Source organism: Aquimarina rhodophyticola (assembly GCF_042434915.1).
GTDB lineage: Bacteria > Bacteroidota > Bacteroidia > Flavobacteriales > Flavobacteriaceae > Aquimarina.
Map to the genome: position 1 here is coordinate 636,331 of NZ_CP170198.1, position 18,536 is coordinate 654,866.

At 32.6% G+C, this 18,536-nt stretch carries 15 protein-coding genes; 9 read left to right on the plus strand and 6 right to left on the minus strand.

Annotation, left to right across the window (positions count from 1 at the left end; genetic code table 11):
• Positions 1 to 2 precede the first annotated feature (2 nt).
• The 4 genes from ACE939_RS02815 (at position 3) to ACE939_RS02830 (ending at position 4,588) form a co-directional block, all read left to right on the plus strand.
• Entirely contained in the window at positions 3 to 1,388 is a 1,386-nt protein-coding gene (locus ACE939_RS02815) for an alpha-amylase family glycosyl hydrolase (RefSeq protein WP_378187265.1), read from the plus strand.
• A gap of 226 nt (positions 1,389 to 1,614) precedes the next feature.
• Positions 1,615 to 2,601 (plus strand): 6-phosphofructokinase, encoded by a 987-nt coding sequence (pfkA, locus tag ACE939_RS02820; RefSeq protein WP_378187266.1) that lies wholly within the window; start codon positions 1,615 to 1,617, stop codon positions 2,599 to 2,601.
• A gap of 50 nt (positions 2,602 to 2,651) precedes the next feature.
• Positions 2,652 to 3,653, plus strand: a complete 1,002-nt coding sequence (gene gap / locus ACE939_RS02825; RefSeq protein ID WP_378187267.1) for a type I glyceraldehyde-3-phosphate dehydrogenase — start codon at positions 2,652 to 2,654, stop codon at positions 3,651 to 3,653.
• 71 nt (positions 3,654 to 3,724) lie between these two features.
• Positions 3,725 to 4,588: a BadF/BadG/BcrA/BcrD ATPase family protein gene (locus ACE939_RS02830; protein ID WP_378187268.1), complete on the plus strand. Its 864-nt coding sequence runs from the start codon at positions 3,725 to 3,727 to the stop codon at positions 4,586 to 4,588.
• A gap of 15 nt (positions 4,589 to 4,603) precedes the next feature.
• Here ACE939_RS02830 and ACE939_RS02835 read toward each other — a convergent pair whose 3' ends face one another.
• The 5 genes from ACE939_RS02835 to ACE939_RS02855 all read right to left on the minus strand — a co-directional run bounded on the left by ACE939_RS02835 (position 4,604) and on the right by ACE939_RS02855 (position 10,480).
• Complete coding sequence (locus tag ACE939_RS02835; RefSeq protein WP_378187269.1) at positions 4,604 to 5,191, minus strand: DUF4202 domain-containing protein; 588 nt, start codon at positions 5,189 to 5,191, stop codon at positions 4,604 to 4,606.
• Between the two features lie 65 nt (positions 5,192 to 5,256).
• Positions 5,257 to 6,717: a S41 family peptidase gene (locus ACE939_RS02840; protein ID WP_378187270.1), complete on the minus strand. Its 1,461-nt coding sequence runs from the start codon at positions 6,715 to 6,717 to the stop codon at positions 5,257 to 5,259.
• Positions 6,718 to 6,849: 132 nt separating this feature from the next.
• Positions 6,850 to 8,163, minus strand: a complete 1,314-nt coding sequence (locus tag ACE939_RS02845; RefSeq protein WP_378187271.1) for a carboxypeptidase-like regulatory domain-containing protein — start codon at positions 8,161 to 8,163, stop codon at positions 6,850 to 6,852.
• A 174-nt stretch (positions 8,164 to 8,337) separates the two neighbouring features.
• Positions 8,338 to 9,735: an ATP-binding protein gene (locus tag ACE939_RS02850; RefSeq protein ID WP_378187272.1), complete on the minus strand. Its 1,398-nt coding sequence runs from the start codon at positions 9,733 to 9,735 to the stop codon at positions 8,338 to 8,340.
• 211 nt (positions 9,736 to 9,946) lie between these two features.
• Entirely contained in the window at positions 9,947 to 10,480 is a 534-nt protein-coding gene (locus ACE939_RS02855) for a hypothetical protein (RefSeq protein ID WP_378187273.1), read from the minus strand.
• A gap of 296 nt (positions 10,481 to 10,776) precedes the next feature.
• Between ACE939_RS02855 and ACE939_RS02860 the strand changes: the two genes are divergently transcribed.
• The 4 genes from ACE939_RS02860 to ACE939_RS02875 all read left to right on the plus strand — a co-directional run bounded on the left by ACE939_RS02860 (position 10,777) and on the right by ACE939_RS02875 (position 16,283).
• Entirely contained in the window at positions 10,777 to 13,107 is a 2,331-nt protein-coding gene (locus ACE939_RS02860; RefSeq protein WP_378187274.1) for a hypothetical protein, read from the plus strand.
• Between the two features lie 38 nt (positions 13,108 to 13,145).
• The gene (locus ACE939_RS02865) at positions 13,146 to 13,598 is read left to right on the plus strand and encodes an antitoxin Xre/MbcA/ParS toxin-binding domain-containing protein (RefSeq protein ID WP_378187275.1); all 453 of its coding nucleotides are present in this window, start codon (positions 13,146 to 13,148) and stop codon (positions 13,596 to 13,598) included.
• Complete coding sequence (locus tag ACE939_RS02870; RefSeq protein WP_378187276.1) at positions 13,598 to 14,056, plus strand: RES family NAD+ phosphorylase; 459 nt, start codon at positions 13,598 to 13,600, stop codon at positions 14,054 to 14,056. Before ACE939_RS02865 ends, ACE939_RS02870 begins: the two co-directional genes overlap by 1 nt.
• A 151-nt stretch (positions 14,057 to 14,207) precedes the next feature.
• Positions 14,208 to 16,283, plus strand: a complete 2,076-nt coding sequence (locus tag ACE939_RS02875; protein WP_378187277.1) for a M13 family metallopeptidase — start codon at positions 14,208 to 14,210, stop codon at positions 16,281 to 16,283.
• 60 nt (positions 16,284 to 16,343) lie between these two features.
• Here the strand turns inward: ACE939_RS02875 and ACE939_RS02880 are convergent, their stop codons facing one another.
• The gene (locus ACE939_RS02880) at positions 16,344 to 16,988 is read right to left on the minus strand and encodes a hypothetical protein (RefSeq protein ID WP_378187278.1); all 645 of its coding nucleotides are present in this window, start codon (positions 16,986 to 16,988) and stop codon (positions 16,344 to 16,346) included.
• Between the two features lie 101 nt (positions 16,989 to 17,089).
• On the opposite strand from ACE939_RS02880, the gene ACE939_RS02885 reads away from it, so the two are divergent.
• Complete coding sequence (locus tag ACE939_RS02885) at positions 17,090 to 18,433, plus strand: aspartate kinase (RefSeq protein ID WP_378187279.1); 1,344 nt, start codon at positions 17,090 to 17,092, stop codon at positions 18,431 to 18,433.
• Positions 18,434 to 18,536 lie beyond the last annotated feature (103 nt).

The following is an 18,536-nucleotide window of genomic DNA, read 5'->3' on the forward strand; positions in this document are numbered from 1 at the left end:
ATATGAAAATTTTTATTAGCACCGTAATTGCTGGAGTGACAGTACTCTTATCTTGTGGTAAAGCGCCACAAGAATATAAGAAAGAAGCTAGTATTGATACAGAGTTACCAGCTAACTTAACCCATAGTGATATTGATAGCATAGCAGCACATGCAGTGATCTATGAGGCCAATATACGTCAATACTCACCAGAGGGATCCTTTAATGCATTTACCAAGGATATTCCCTCACTTAGAAAATTAGGGGTTAAGATACTTTGGCTAATGCCCATATATCCTATATCTTCGACAAAAAGCAAAGGATCATTAGGTAGTTACTATGCTGTTTCAGATTATAAAAAAGTAAATCCAGAGTTCGGTAGTTTGGAAGATTTTAGAAACTTGGTACGTGTGGCTCACGATAATGATATGTTAGTAATTCTCGATTGGGTAGCTAATCATACAGGTTGGGATCATCCTTGGATTACCTCTAATCCTACATTTTATAGTCAAGATAAAGATGGAAATATTGTGCATACTGAAGGAACAGACTGGACTGATGTCGCAGATCTTAATTATGACACTATAGAAATGCAACAAGAAATGAGCAAGGCGATGATGTATTGGGTAACCAAGCATGATATAGATGGATTTAGATGTGATGTAGCCGCTATGGTACCTGTTCAATTTTGGCGCAAGACAATCTCCAAATTAGAAGAGATCAAACCAATGTTTATGTTGGCCGAAGCTTGGGAACCCGAATTATTAAACGATGCATTTGATATGGCTTACGGGTGGGATACACATCATGTAATGAACAAAATAGCCAAAGGTGAAAAAAATGTAATTGCTTGGCACGAGCGAATGACCCAAATAGATACGTTATATAATGACAACGCTTTATTAATGAACTTTACCTCTAATCATGATGAGAATTCTTGGAACGGTACTGTCGATGAACGTATGGGAGAAGCAAAAAAAGTGTTTGCAGCGTTATCTTTTGTAGCACCTGGTATGCCTCTAATCTATTCGGGGCAAGAATATGATTTGGACAAAAGGCTTTTGTTTTTTGATAAAGATTCAATAGATAAGCAAAAAGGAATATTCTATCCGCTATATGAGAAATTAGGAAAGTTAAAAAATGATCATCCCGCACTTACTAGTGGTAAAAATGCGTCAGATTATACAAAAATCAATACTTCTGATAATGAAAATATTCTAGCATTTGCTCGTACAAAGAATAAAGAAAAAATAATTTTTATAGGAAATTTAAGCAATACACCCAAAGAGATAAAAGTTGGGTTAGAAGGTGTTTTTAAAAACTATATGACTGATAGAAAAGAGGTGTTTAGTAATGATATGAGTGTCCTATTTAAACCTTGGGAGTATAAAATTTTAAGTGTTAATTAAATCCCTACACGTTATAATATTGGACTATGAAAAAACGACTCATTGTAAAGTGAGTCGTTTTTATTTAAGTAATGTATGAAATTGCCTTATGTACTACTTTTAGAATAAAATGTAAGGCTCCCTTTTATCAATTTGATTTATTTGAACTAAGAACTTATTAACCGAAAACGTTTTAGTTTCTTACAGTATTAGGTTATTACATTCAATAAGAATAGTTTTGAGAGAGATGATAAAAAAAGTAAAAAATATAGCGGTGCTTACTTCAGGAGGAGATGCACCAGGGATGAATGCAGCTATCAGAGCAGTTGTGAGAGCTTGCAGTTATTACAGTGTAAATTGTTTTGGAGTGTATAAAGGGTATGAAGGTTTGATTCATAACGAAATAGAACCTCTTAATGCCCGTTCTGTTCGTAATATTATTAACAAGGGGGGGACATTTCTTAAATCTGCCCGTTCAAAAGCTTTTATGACTTCCGAAGGAAGAAAAAAAGCCTATAAAAATTTAATAGCTAACCAAATTGAAGCTTTAATCGTAATTGGTGGTGATGGTAGTTTTACAGGAGCCTTAAAATTTTCAGAAGAGTTTAATTTTCCCGTAATCGGAATTCCAGGAACTATTGATAATGATATCAACGGAACAGATTACACCATCGGTTATGATACAGCACTCAATACCGTAGTCGAGGCTATTGATAAAATTAGAGATACAGCTAGCTCCCATAACCGTTTATTTTTAATAGAAGTGATGGGACGTGACGCAGGTGATATAGCCCTTAATGCTGGTATTGGCGCAGGAGCAGAAGAAATACTTATTCCCGAAGAGAATATGGGGATAGATAGATTGATAGATTCACTTAAAAAAAGTAAAAAAACAGGAAAAACATCCAGTATAATTGTAGTTGCAGAAGGTGATACTTCAGGGAAGAATATTTTTGAATTAGGTGAGCATGTAGAGCAACATTTGGATGGCTATGAGGTACGAGTATCTGTTTTGGGACACATCCAACGTGGTGGTGCTCCAAGCTGCTATGATCGAGTATTAGCCAGCAAATTAGGAGTGGGAGCAGTAGAAGCTTTGTTAGAAGGTAAACAAAATATAATGATCGGTATAGTACATAAAAATGTAACTTCGATTCCGTTAAAGCAAGCATTAGAGAAAAGAGCGTACCAACACGATCGCTTAATAAAAGTAGCCGATATTACATCGGTATAGTTATTAGTAAGAAACCACTATTTATAATCAATTAAAAACCATAAAATAAGATGAGTACAATAAAAATAGGAATAAATGGATTTGGAAGAATCGGAAGAATTGCGTTTAGGATTGCCTCAGAACGTTCAAATGTTGAGGTTGTAGCAATCAATGATCTTCTTGATATTGAACATTTGGCATATTTACTAAAATTTGATTCGGTACATGGTAGATTTAATGGAACAGTAACGGTAAGTGATGGAGCCTTGCACGTTAACGGTAAAAAGATTAGAGTATCTGCAAAGCGTAATCCAGAGGAGTTAAAATGGGATGAAGTAGAGGTAGACGTTGTGATGGATTGTACTGGTATTTTTACAACATTAGGTTCCGCAGAAGGACACCTAAAAGCTGGTGCTAAAAAAGTTGTGATCTCTGCACCTTCAGCAGATGCACCTATGTTTGTAATGGGAGTTAATCATAAAGATGTGAAAGCAACCGATACAATCGTGTCGAATGCTTCTTGTACCACAAACTGTTTGGCACCTTTGGCCAAAGTAATTAACGATAATTTTGAAATAGTCGAAGGATTAATGACTACAGTACACGCAGCGACAGCAACACAAGCCGTTGTTGATGCACCTTCAAAAAAGGATTACAGAGGCGGACGTTCGGCTTTGACAAATATAATACCGTCATCTACAGGGGCAGCAAAAGCTGTAGGTAAAGTAATACCAGAACTGAATGGAAAACTTACAGGAATGGCATTTAGAGTACCCACTGTGGATGTTTCGGTAGTGGACCTTACCGTGCGTACAAAAAAATCGGTTTCCTATGATGAGATTAAGCGAGTAATGAAGCATGCTTCTGAAAATGAAATGAAAGGAATATTGGGATATACTGAAGAAGATGTTGTATCTCAAGATTTTGTTGGAGAAACCTGTACATCAACTTTTGATGCAAAAGCAGGTATTGCTTTAAACGATACTTTTTTTAAACTTGTTTCTTGGTATGATAATGAATTTGGATATTCTTCTAAATTAGTAGATTTATCAGTACACGTAGGGAACTTATAACAATAATTTGAGAATAATTCACCTTATTTTTTTAATTTAAGGTGAATTATTTATGATTAAACTCTTATAACATGATTTTATTGGCAGATGGTGGTTCTACAAAATGCGATTGGATACTTTTGGGAGACGAGGGAGATATAATCTTTAAAACTCGAACGGAAGGTTTAAATCCTGCTGTATTCAAACCAAACGTACTAGAGGAACGGATTCATAAAAATGAGGAGCTCATAAAGCATAAAGATACGATTGAAACAGTTCATTTTTATGGAGCAGGATGTGGTACCAAGAAGCCAGCTGCTTTACTTAAGCAAATCTTTGAAAACTTTTTTAATAAAGCCGAAGTAGTAGTTAGAGAAGATATGGTAGCTGCCGTATATGCAGCTACGACACAACCCGGAATTGTTTGTATTTTGGGAACAGGATCCAATAGTTGTTATTATGATGGTGACCAAATTCATATGGCAGTAGATTCGTTGGGGTATATTCTTATGGACGAGGCTAGTGGGAATTATTTTGGAAAGCGTTTGATTCGTGATTTTTATTATAAAAGAATGCCCCCTGAAGTTGCCGAGGCGTTTGATGCCAAATTTGATTTATCGTCCGATGTTATTAAAGAAAATTTATATAAAAAAGACAATCCTAACACGTATTTAGCCTCTTTTGCCGAATTTATTTTTACCAGTGAGCGTAATGGTTATTTCTATAAAATTATTACCGAGGGTATTCAAGAATTTGTAGAAACGAGAGTGCTCTGTTTTCCAGAAGCTCAAAATGTACCTATACATTTTATTGGTTCTATAGCTCATTTTAGCGAAGATATTATTCGAGCAGCTGTGTGGCCATATCATTTAACAATAGGCAATATTGTACGCAGACCTATTGATGGTATTATTGAATACTACAGAAAAGAAGTTTTAAAAGTAAGTATGGATTAAAAGTTAACGTCATTTTTAGCCTAAGGCTTGTTCTATCAATAATTTGGATTTTGATGAAAATTGAATTTTTAACGCCTCTTCTTGACCTCTTAAAGACATTTTACTCCATGTTTTTTGAAGAATACTGATAATTTTATCATCGGTATGCTTAGCAGAAAAAGCCTCAAAGTAATAGTTTAAAAATACGAGACAAATAGTGTCCTCAAGACGTTGCGTATCCATATCTTTTTTTAATTTTTTCTTCTGTATTAAAAACGATACGCGCTCGATAATATCTGCCTGATAACCTACTTGATATAAAATGGATGATGTTTTATCGGCGTGAAACTTCTTAAGTTCAGAACGCCATTTTAAATAACCCACTCGGTCCATAGAAAATTGATCTCTCTTAATTTGCCATCTACAAATGTGTTGTGCTCTTGCAGCAAGTTGTAAAGCCTCAGATGCATCAGGATAATAATCGGTCAAAGTTTCTGTCATACGTTGTCCATATAAAAGCTCCTTCGCTATTGTTTTACCGTCTATAATTTCTGTATTTGGATCCTTTGAATTTTCTAAATCAATTTGTTGATAAGCTAGCGTTAGTTTTGAGTTATTTTTCATAATGATTGGTGAATAGCTACTTAGATATTTGTTATTATTGCGAGTACATTAAGTTAATATGTAAATCAATAGTGGGTTGTGTTATTTCCAGTGACTAATTTAAGTACATAAAGTAATTGGGAATCTTTACAGGAAATAATATCATTTATGGTAAAGGGGATAAATCGATTAGGAACTACTCCACGAGTGTTTGTAGGTAATTGAGATTTAACAAAATTCTGAACATTTTTCATATGAAAGCTAAACTGTATACCCGAAGTAGGTAGTTCATAAAAAACTCTCAGTCCAATATTGTGCGTATGAAATGTACAACCAGTTTCTTCGCCCACAAGGGTGATGTTTGTATCATTTTTTGCTAACAGAGCAAAATCTGAAGCTTCATTTTGTGTACTTCCATCAATTAAAACATAAACACCACCAGTAAATCTGTTTTTTGAAGGCACCATCATGGGTTCTAAATCATCAAAATTAGAGGTCCATCCGTTATAAACAGGATGATTTTTAAATTTTTCTTTTAAATTTAATTCTTCTTCAAAATATGAACCCATTGCATATTCTTTTGCAGGTATGGCTAGAGTACCTACATGTGCTCTCTTTCTTTGTTTAAAAAAACCTGTTGTAATATAAGACATAAGACGTATCGTATTCGCACGATTTCCTCCTTTATTTTGTCTAATGTCAATTATTAAATTAATAATTTTATCTTTTTTTAGCTGAAAAAATATTTGGTCAAGCGATTTGTTGAAATTTTGCGAGCCCATAGCAAAGCTTTCAATTTTTAAAAAAGCAGTACGTTTTTGAGCATCATAGGCAAAGAAGATTTTATCAGTATTGTGTTTAATAGGGCTAACCTTATTTTTAACAAAGGGATCAGGTTTAGGATCGAGCAAATTTAACCAAACACTTAGATCGGTTTGCTTTACAGCAGGAAGAATTATTTTCTTCGTGATTTTGAAGGAATCAATGAATTCAATTTCATAATTTTTGGTTGCACCGTATTCTAAAGTATACAGACCATCAAATTTTTGTTCTATACCTCGTTCCTTGGTTTGAGTCAAATGACCATCAGAAGGGATATATTTTTTTAAATTCATGAGAATCTGCTCCATTGCTATTCCATTGACTGATTGTATTAATGAACCAGAGGGGATTGAAGTATGTTCTGCATAATTATATGCTTTTCCTTGAATGATTTTTAGTATTAATGGAAAATGATAGCTATTAGCGACTAAATTGGTAGGTGGATATATTTCTATATGTCCATCCTGTATAGCATCAGAAAATTGATATAAATTTTTAAGAAATCCCAATTGGCTAGATTTATCTGAATCTTTTAGTAAGATATTGAATAGAGAATCGAGTTGTTTTTTCTGAATATATTGGTGCAAATTAGGATGCCCCTGTTCCAAAATAGTTTTAAAAATTTTTAAATCATTTTTATAGGAAGTAACCGCTTTATTGGTTTGTCCATAAAAAAGAGTTTGTACAAAGAATAGGCTAACGATTAGAAAATGTTTGAGGATCATTATAAAAAGAATAGAATTTCAAACAAAGTCGATTTTTTCATAGCAGTAGAACATTCTTATTGGTCGCAAGATACTATAAACATACATACAAAAATAGCATTAAACCGAAGAAATACAGATGTCACACTATCATTACGATTCTTTACGCTTTTTGAATTGTTTTTGTATTTTTTTAATAGCTGATTCAATCGACTTTTCAGGTTCTATAATATTATATTCTCCCCAAAAATCAGGTTCCGAAAATCCACTTGCTTTATCACTTAAAATACTACTTGGTTTAAGACGTTCTTTTGCGGGTAATATCTTTTTATCTTCATTTTCTTTCCAATCGGTGACAGCAAGTTCTACGTCTAGTTTGTAAATAGAATTGAATAAACGTTTTTTCCAATTAATTTTAAAAGCTAATTCCATTTTACTATATGCATAGTGCCATTTTTCATTAATTTCACGATAACTTACAGTATAATCAGCCTGTGTAGCATATACTTTTGCCCTTGTTGGTTTTTTTCTTACAAAAATCTTACTAGCTTCTTTTTTATTATCGAGATTAAGACTAAATGATGCTTTTGTTAACGCGTAGCTGTTTGTATCAATATAAAGCTTTCCAAAATACATCGGCTCTGTAATGTTAGGATGTTGCTTAAAATTAATGACATACATAGTACGATTATTCATTCGTGTACTTTTGTCAAGAGAAAAAATATAACTATTCAGGATGTCATTGGATAACAAAGCTTCGGGGTGTTTCACCAAATCTAAATACAGTGCGCTTGCTGGCCCCCCTTGAAGTTTTAATGTAAGTGTGTCTAATCGTTTATAATCTGTGTTTTTTCTAGCCTTAAAAAGTTTTACATCATCCACTTTATTGCGAGGCAAGGGGTTTTTATAAATATCAATAACTGCTTCAGATAAAGAAACATATGTTCTTCTCTTTTGGATCGTTTCTCTGTAGAAAGCAGTTTGCACAATTGGCAGGGCCGGGTAGTTATCAGGAACTTTTTTGATAACTTGTTTTATGATCTCTTTGGCATCTTGCTCACCAATACTTACCTCGTCTAATAAAGTAACGGTTCTCTCAAGAACAATATCATCTTCGAGATTTGCAAGTTGGGCAAGCGCTATGGTTTTATTCTTATAACCAAGATAACTTATGGTTATATTGGCATTTCGATTTTGATAAGGAACTTTAATTGAAAATTCGCCCGCGGTGTTTGAAACTGTAGAAATATTAGTTCCAGAAACAATAACCGCTGCAGATGGCAGTGCATCACCATTTGAGTTATCAACTATTGTACCTGTATAAGTTTTGTATGTTATAGCATCTTGTGGTTCGGTTTGAAAAGCAAAGAGTTTGCTTGAAATACAAATAAAAACAATAAGTAGCGTAACGATTTTTAATCTAGCATAGATTTTCTCCTTAAAAATAATATCTTTTTCATTTTTCATATAAGAGCCTATTAGGATTTTTTGAAATGGTAGTTCAGGAATAACATATTTAGAAAAAATACGAAATTCTAGTTTTCAAAATATTTATACAAGATAACAAATTATTATATATCGGCTAAAAAAAGAGATACTTGTAAGACTATTTTGAGATAATATATTTAATACTTTTTATCTTCAATGATACTCATCATGATCCCCAAACCAGTTTTGCAACTTTATATTCATAATTTCTGTAGTATAAGGCTTTGTTATATAGTCATCTAAACCTTGTGCAATGAATCGATCAGAGTCTCCTGGTAATGCGTTTGAGGTTAACGCTATTATAGGAGGTGTATTTTTACTTTTCTTACGTATTAGTTTACTAGTCTCAATACCATTAATCTCTGGCAAATTAATATCCATTAAAATGAGATGATATTTTCCTTCTTCGAACATTGCAATAGCTTGACTACCATCATTGGCAATGTCTACGGTACAACCTAAATATTTTAAAATTTGTTTTGAAACGATAATACTCGTTTCAGAATCCTCAACTAATAGTACATGAATATTATAGGAAGAAGTTATTAAGGGCTTTTCTAAAATGGGATCATGTAATTTTGGTACTTCTTTTGTTTTGAAAGTAAACCAGAAACGGCTTCCCGCGTCTGGTGTGCTTTGTACACCAAGTGATCCGTTCATTAAATCCACTAATTTCTTACAAATGGTAAGTCCGAGTCCGCTACCTTCTCCTGCCAATATTGCTTCATTATGAAATTGGCTAAATTGTTGAAAAAGTTCTTTCTGATCTTTTTGAGAAATACCGATTCCAGAATCGATAACTTCTATTTTGATGGTGTGATTTTCTTTTTTGGTTGTAACTAAAGAGGCTTTTACAGTAACACCTCCTTTTTTGGTAAATTTGATAGCATTACCAATAAGGTTTGACATAATTTGTGTAAATCTATTCGCGTCTATTAGAAGTATCTCAGGGATTTCAGATGATAATTCAGTTTGTAAATAAAGGTCTTTGGACTTACTTGTAGCAAGGAATAAATTAATGTTTTGAGAAATTAAATTATTAAAATTTGTCGGTTTTGGCGATAATGTAAATTTTCCAGCTTCAATTTTTGAAAGATCCAGTATTTGGTTTAAAATATCCAAAAGATTAAGGGATGATTGATGAATTATAGTAACGTACTCCTTTTGTAAAGGATTGAGCTCGGTATTTTTAAATAGCAAATCAATCATGCCAATAACACCTACCATGGGTGTTCGTATCTCATGACTCATGTTAGCCAAAAAATCCTGACGTATTTTTGATGCAGCAATTACTTGGCTATTTTTGGCTTTAAGTTTATCCAAATTTATACCTATGAACATGGCAAACAAACCTAAAAAAATAGGAGCCGTATCGACCATAAAATGAATTGGATTATCTCTGTGAACTTTTACAAGAGATGTCAAGTTTAAAGGTAATTGTTGTCTAGTGATATCAAACCAAAGGGCAACTAAAGGAAAACACAATCCAAATAGAAAACCGTATAGCGTATATTTGGTCATCTCATTGCGAAATGAAAAAAATTGCTTCATAATCTTAACAATTGAAAAAAATTATTTTTAAACTAGTTGTACAATGTAAAGTATTGTGATTTTTAAATATACTATTTTTCGCTTTTATATATTTTGGAAGTAATAAGGTTTTATTACTAATAGACATAATAAGTTTGTGAAAAAACAAAAAATCCATAGTAGTAGTTACACCATGGATTTTTTTTGAGCATGAAACCTAGTAATTGATATATTATCCTTTAAAAACTATTTTTCGTAATTTATATCCATCAATTTTAATTAAATACGTTTTAGGATCTCTGTAGTTATGAATATAATCATCGATAATACCTTTATCCATAAGTCTTCCATTTAAGTTATATAAACTGTAATTAAGACCTTGAGGCACATTTTTTATATTTGTAAATCTTTTTTGATCACTGTTTTGTAAACAGATATCGTCAGCTAATAAACGGTTTATAAAAGTTAGCCTTCCTTTTTTTTCACCTTTCAAAGCAACCGTAGCCGTGTCATCGATATCTAAAATACCCTCTCCTGTAAGATCTCCTAAAATAACCAAACAAGCATTTCTAATTTTTATTCGTACACCTTGTTCTAAGTGTAAACTTTCGGTTATAAAAACCACAGCTTCATTAGAGGTTTCGTCTAACCCATCAATCACAGTGTTTTCAGAAACTGACATTAATTTGTATGAGATATCAACTTTTAAATTGGAGAATCCCAATTGTGTACTCATTAGTAAAGTGATAAGTAAAATTTTTTTCATAAGATATTTTTTTGGGGTTCATAAATAATGTAGGTTTTATATTACAGAAATCTTTTGTTTTTAAACATAAAACCTTTTTGTTAACGACAAGATACAAATAATTACGTTAAAACCGTAATTATTTTTATCTCTTTACTAATTTTTACGATTTTATTTTTTTTGGAAGTTATTTTTATGAATATGATAAACTTTTCTTACATGCTTGTAATTTAATCTGATCTTTGTTTTTATTTTTGTAGTTAATATACTGCTCTTTAATCTTTGATAGAGAGCTTTAACTCCTAAACCTATAACTCATGTTTGTTTCTACTATATTACATAGTTTTCAACTATTTACCATTTGGTTTAAAACGTTACTAGGAGAACTTCTCAATAATTTTATAAGTGTTGCTTTTATTCTAGCAATTTATTTGGCCCTATGGCATTTTCCTCAAACTATCGATTTATTGTTAATTCTAAATCAAGCTGATGCTTTTATATTTGAGGTTCCATTGTATTTCATTTTGTTACTTACATCAGCATTTCTTATTTGGAATATTCCAAAGTATTTTTATTATCATAATTATAAGGATATAAAATGGAATAATTTGATTGGTTTTATTCCAAATCAGCATTATCGGTATCAAAATCATAAAGGTAATACAAGATATTCTTATGCGGTAAAAATTCATATGCGTAAAACTGTTCCTAGAATATTGGCTACGTTATTACTTTGTATAACCGCAATAAGTATTTTAAATGCAATGGAGCGTTTTGGTTTAAGAAATACCTATACATATTTCTTAAACCCTAATAATACATTATTGTTGTGTATTTTAGGTTTGCTTCTTTTATGTGAACCTAGGCTTTATAAATTCTTACAAAATTTATTTTATAAGTTGCCCAAGACAAATTTGATTGCTTTTACGATATCTGTAGGGTTACTAATTATAATTATATCGTTGGGAACACTAAATACACAAACAGAGAAGGATTTGGGAAATTTATTTCTATCAAATTGTTTACTAGCCTTATTTTTCTTGTCATTAACTCTTAATAGTTATAGAGTTTTACAACGTATATCCAAAAATATATTTTACGGTACTATTTTAAGTTCTGGATTATTAGTATTAGTTGCTTTTATTGTACTAAATTTTATTCCAGAGTGGGCTAGTAAAATTAATCCATTGTCAATCTTGGTTGTTTCTTTACTCAGTTTATTTATGTTTAGTTTTATCTTAATCTTGTTAGGTAAGAAAATTAAACTTCCTTTACTCTCTATAGTTCTTATTGTTAGTTTTTTATCGTCAGAGTATTTAACCAAAGATTCAGATCATTATCACCTAACTCTCAAAACTACTGCTGCAAAGCGAGTCTCGATGAATGAATATATGGTAAAATGGATACAATCGAGAAAAGAAACTATCGAATCAAAAAAGGTTTTTCCAGTACTTTTAATTAGTGCTGAAGGAGGAGGTTCAAGAGCAGGATTGTGGTCATTTTTGGTCCATAGTTATTTATATGAAAGAACTCACGGTAGCTATTTTAAAGAAAACCTTTTGTCTTTGAGTGGTGCTTCTGGAGGTAGTGTTGGTAACGGAATGTTCTTTGCAGCTGCACGTAATGCACAACTCAATAATGAACAAACTACATTTTTACAGGATAAAAACTCTAAATTTCCTCAATTAAACTATAAAGCAAGTGTAATTTATAGAGAAAATTTTTTGTCAGAAGCGTTAGTAGGATTATTAGGTAGAGATTTGTTCAAAAGCGTTACCAAACTTTTTAATTTTCGTAATCGGGGTCAATTGTTAGAGGATCAGTGGAAAAGAAGTCACAAAACTTTTTTTACTACTAATGATAAAGAGGGGCTATTAGCTAAAGAATTTATGTCATTTTACAAAGACTTATTTTCACCAACACTTACAAACGAGTTGCAAATACCACCGTTGTTGTTTGTAAACACGACACATACACAAACAGGTAACTATAACATCATTAGTCCAGTGACATATGATCTTTTGCGTCCATTAAAAGGAATGAATGATTTCTTTTCAAATCTGCATTTAAGTCATCCTGAAGCTTCAATCGATTTGTCTACAGCATTACGAATTAATGCAAGTTTTCCTTTTATAACCCCAGTGGGTGAAATTAAAAATTGTAATGTGCCCAGTCAAGATTGGTCAGATCAATTTGCCGATGCAGGTTATTACGATAATATAGGCGGAACTGTTAGTATCGGAGTAGAAGAGATTTTTAAAAAGGTATTACAGGATTCATTCCCAGAATTAGTTAGGAAAATAAGAATCAAACATGTTATTTTAGTTAATGACGAGGAAAGAAAAATTGCTAAAACCGAATCTCAATTAGCCGCACCACTAACAACCCTTAGAAATGTACGATATGGTCACACACAAGAAATAGTTCAAAAATTGGGAGAGAGATATGCTGTTAAATTGAGAGAGACCACTGTTTTTCCTTGGAAACAAGAAGATACACAAAACCATGATTCAGACGAATTAAAAATCAAACCAGTACTACCTTTAGGAAGATATTTATCTACCATTGCAATACGATCAATGGAAGCACGTTTACAACAAGTAGCTCCACAACTGGATAAAATAATGGAGCTTGATAATGACAATTGACATTATTTTTTGTATATTTGTCGCAAACGAAAGAGGTTATGAGCGCAGTAACACCATTAGACTTTGACGGGTTAGAGCATAAGGGGCTTTTACGGTATCTCAATATTGATATGCCTTTGCGTAATATGTATGATTTTATTGAGCTTTCTAGAAATGGAATTGATAAAAAAGCATTGTTATATTTAGGAAAAACAATTGATTTTGATCTCAAAGAACTATCTCATGTTATTCATATATCAGAACGCACAATACAACGCTATACTTTAAATCGAAAATTAAATACAGAAGCAAGTTCTAAGGTATTGCAACTTGCAAAACTGTATGCCAAGGGAGAACACGTTTTTGGAGATTTAGTGCGTTTTAAACGATGGATGGAGCATCCCAATATTGCTTTAGCCTCCAAAAAGCCCAAAGATCTTTTGGATACTACTTTTGGATTTCAATTGCTCAATGAAGAGCTAGTACGTATCGAACACGGGATCTTTGCATAATGCGAGTATTTAGAATTGCTAAAAAGCAATATATTGATGATTTAAATGGCATAGGTGCAAAAACTGTTGGGGGTAGGTGGAATGCAAAAGGAATTGCAATTTTGTACACGAGTACTTCTGCTGCGTTATCAATTCTAGAAGTTTTAGCACATTTACCAGTAGCTTTTTTCCCAGAAGATATGGCCATAGCTACAATAGAGGTACCAGATAAATATATTGGATCCTTTAGTAAAGAAACACTTCCCAAACATTGGGACAAAATACCTCCACCAATAGAAAATCATGATTTTACAATGGACTGGATCAATCAACAAAAATTTGTAGGATTCAAGGTTCCAAGTATCATTATACCTAAAGAACAAAATTTACTTATCAATCCTAACCATCCTAATTTCAAAAGCGTAAAAATCGTTGAAATTGAACCTTTCAATTTTGATTCAAGGTTACTTAAAATATAAGTTTTGAGAGGCTAAATTTAATTTAAGATTCTTTTAATCAGTATTTTGAGTATCTTTATTTTGAAAATATTATATAGTTACAATTATTTTGGTAACGAATTAAGTATTTTCACGTCTTATTATATGTAACTAATCTTAAATTAATAATAGAATGAGTACAAAATTTAAAAATTTGTATTTTTTACCAGCACTTTTGATAGCTTTTGTTAGTTGTAAAAATGACACTAAGGTTGAAAGTGATAAGGACATAGCTCAGGTAGAAAAAATACCAGGGATTGTTTTAAAAAATATGGATACTTTGGTAAGTCCAAAAGAGGATTTTTACAATTATGTCAATGGTAGTTGGATGAAAAATACTGAAATTCCTGAAGATCGTACACGATGGGGGGGATTTGGAGTTTTAAGAAAACAAACAGATAACGATGTATTAGCGATCATTAAAGAAGCAAAAGAAAAAAATGTATACGCCGAAGGAACAGATCAGCACAAGGCTTTGTTGATTTTTGAATCCATTATGGATACTGTAGCTCGTAATGAAGCAGGTGTTACTCCTTTAATGCCAACGTTAGAAAAGATACAAAATATCAAAACAGTTGAAGATATTCAAACTGTTTTGGCCACTGAAACTGCAGCTTCTGCACCATTTATGGGATTTGTTTCTTTTCCTAATTTGAGTAATAGCGAAATCAATGCTGCGTATGTTTCTACAGGGGGACTCGGGTTACCAGATCGTGATTACTATTTAGATCAAGATGCAAAGTCAAAAGAAATTAGAGATCAGTACGTTGATCACATAACTCGTATGCTTCAATTTGTGGGGGATACAGAAGAAGAAGCTCGCAAGACTGCAGAAACCGTTTTGAAAATAGAGACGAAATTAGCAGAACCTCGTTTGGATAAAGTGGAGAGTCGCGACACTAGAAATTTTAACAATCCAAAAACCATTGCCGAGCTTTCAGCAATGACTCCAGCGGTTAATTGGACAAAATTCATGAAGGATTTGGGAATTACAAAATCCTTGGATACTATTATTGTGATGCAACCTAAGTACATGAAAGCTCTTCAAAATGTTTTGAAAGAAACTAGTATTGAAGATCTTAAAAAAGTAATGCGTTGGTCAACTGTCAATAATGCTGCCGGGGCTTTAACTACAGAAATCGATCAAGCAAATTGGGAGTTTTACGATAAAACTCTTAATGGAGCTATTAAGCAGAGACCATTAGAAGAGCGTGCATTAGCTAGAGTAAACGGTTCTATAGGAGAAGCTATTGGTCAATTATATGTAGATGCAAAATTTCCGCCAGAGGCGAAAGCTAAGGCAGAAACAATGATCGCTAATATCATTAAAGCATATCAGAAGCGTATCGAGGCTTTAGCATGGATGAGCGATAGTACAAAAACAAAAGCTATTGAAAAACTAGATAAGTTTACCGTAAAAATTGGTTATCCAGATGAGTGGGAAGATTATTCAAAACTTGAGGTAAAAACAGGAAATTCCTATTTTGAAAACAGAATGGCTGTCTCAGAGTGGGCATTTAAAAAGAATTTGGAAGAGATTGGAGAACCGGTAGACAAAACGGAATGGGGTATGGCTCCACAAACCGTAAACGCTTATTTTAATCCTTTATTTAACGAGATTGTTTTTCCTGCTGCAATTTTACAACCACCTTTCTATAATTATACGGCAGATGAGGCAGTTAATTATGGTGGAATAGGAGCAGTGATTGGTCACGAAATTTCGCACGCTTTTGATGATTCTGGAGCACGATTTGATGCCAATGGTAACCTTGTCAATTGGTGGACCGATCAAGACTTGAAAAATTTTACAGAACGTGGAGATGCTCTAGCCGAGCAGTACAGTGCTATCGAAGTATTGGATAGTGTGTTTATCAATGGTAAATTTACTTTGGGCGAAAATATTGGTGATCTAGGTGGAGTATTAGGTGCTTATGATGGATTACAAATGTATTATGCAGAGAATGGACGTCCAGAGAATATTGATGGATTTACACCAGAACAACGATTCTTTATGTCATGGGCTACGGTATGGAGAACTAAAATTAGAGAAGATGCATTGCGTACTCAAATAAAAACAGATCCGCATTCACCAGGACTTAATCGTGCAATACAGCCTTTGCTTAATATCCCAGCTTTTTATGAAGCTTTTGATATTAAAGAAGGTGATAAAATGTATTTAGCGCCAGAGAAAAGAGTTCAAATTTGGTAGTAGTGTACCAAAAGTAGATAGTAAAGCCTCACATCTGTGAGGCTTTACTGTTTTTTCAAGCTATTTATTTTTTATTTCATTGAGGAGTAAGAAAGCTTTATTCACAAAATCCTTTTCCAAAAACAAGGTAAAATAATTGGATGTAGAAATGATCTCGAAAACCGGAATTCCTTCGTAGGCTAACAATTTGAAAATATAAAAATACAAACCTACCGTTTTAGAATTTTCTTCTGGTAATTCAATCGACATCGAGGATAAATTATCAGATATTGATATGCAAGTTTCATCTTTAAAATGAAGCTCTACTATCTCTTTAAGTGAAGAGGAAACTAAAATGTTACTTTCTTGAAAATTACTGGAATAAGTAAAATAGGTTTTATTGTCGTCTTTTACAGCATTTAATAAGTTTGATTGGCTGGTCAAAATACTGTTAGAATTAAGAAAAGTGTATTCTGTAATTCCAGAACGTACCACAATATCACCCAAATTACGTAAAGATTGAGAATGTTTTATGCGCTTAGGATGATATCTTCTAAGCGCCATAATGATAGAGCCATGTTTAACTTTTTTACGTAAAGTTTTTTCCACTCTAGGAATTAAATCCATTGCCAAAGAACTGTAATTTATAATTTCACGGGACAATGCATCTTCCAAAAAAGGTTCGTGCCTTAATATATCATGCACACAATCGGTGATTGTTTTCATTTGTTATATATTTAACATAATGTACAAATATATCTATTTTATTGTAAAATCTTTACATCTGGTATTTTTATGATTAATTATGCAGTGTAAATTATGACACTATGAAAGTTTTAAAGTTTGGAGGGACATCGGTCGGATCGGTAGAAAATCTTAAGTTGGTAACTAACATACTTACAAAAGATAATGAAACAAAAATAGTGGTATGTTCAGCGATGTCTGGGGTTACAGATCATTTGGTACGTTTAACAGACAATATTAAGTTTGCCGATTCTGAAGCAATTACAAAAAATCTAGATGCATTAGAAAAAAAGCATTTTGAATTAATAAGTAGTTTGATTCAAGTTGAGGCCACAAGAAATTTTTTATTTGACAAAGTATCTAGTATAATCACTAATTTATTTGATTTGTCATGCCAAAAATATTCCGAAGAAATTACATCGGTAATTATCACGAGCGGAGAAACATTGTTAACTGAAATTTTTGCAGAGTATTTGAAAGAATCTGGATATTCCATACAATTGCTATATGCGCGAGATTTTATGTATGTAGATAATGTCGAACATCCAAACATAGATAATGTAGGACAAAAACTTAAGAAGCAGATTCAGAGTCTTCCAGAAGCAACCATTTACCTTACACAAGGTTTTGTGTGTAGAAATAAAAAAAATGAAATAAGCCACCTCAAACGCGGTGGGAGTGACTATACAGCAACGATAATAGGTGCCGCAATAGATGCTACAGAGATTCAAATATGGACAGATATTGATGGGCTACATAATAATGATCCACGATATGTTCAAGATACGCATCCTATTGCACATTTAACTTATAATGAAGCAGCCGAATTAGCATATTTTGGAGCCAAAATATTACATCCTCAAACAGTTTCACCCGTTGTAGAAAAGGAAATTCCTGTATTATTAAAGAACACTTTTAATCCTGATGCTCAAGGAACCGTAATATCCAGCGAAATTGGAAATAAAGGTTTAAAAGCAATCAGTGCAAAAGATGGAATTACTGCCATTAAGATCAAGTCCAATAGAATGCTTATGGCGCATGGTTTCTTGCGCAGAATTTTTGAGGTTTTTGATAAGTTTGAAACGGCAATTGACATGATTACTACGTCAGAAATAGCCATCTCATTAACTATTGATGATGCTCGTAATTTAGAAGAAATTACTAAAGAAATTAAACACCATGCAAATATAACTGTTCAAGCAGGATATAGCATAATTTGTATTGTAGGTGAGTCTGTCATTAATGATAAAAACACTTCTAAGTTATTTGATATTTTAAATCATATTCCTGTACGTATGATTTCTTATGGTGGCAGTAATAATAATATATCGTTACTTGTAGAAACCGATAAAAAAATAGAGACGTTACAGTTTTTAAATGATAAATTGTTTGCCAACACTATATTGCCAGAGTTAGTAAGTAACTAATTTGTTTGTTTTGTTCTTGAGCGCTGAGACCGGTATGAATGATTAAATTGAACTTTGCCTAGTAAATTTATCACCCGGTCTGGTCTCAAGTTTAGATTGTGCT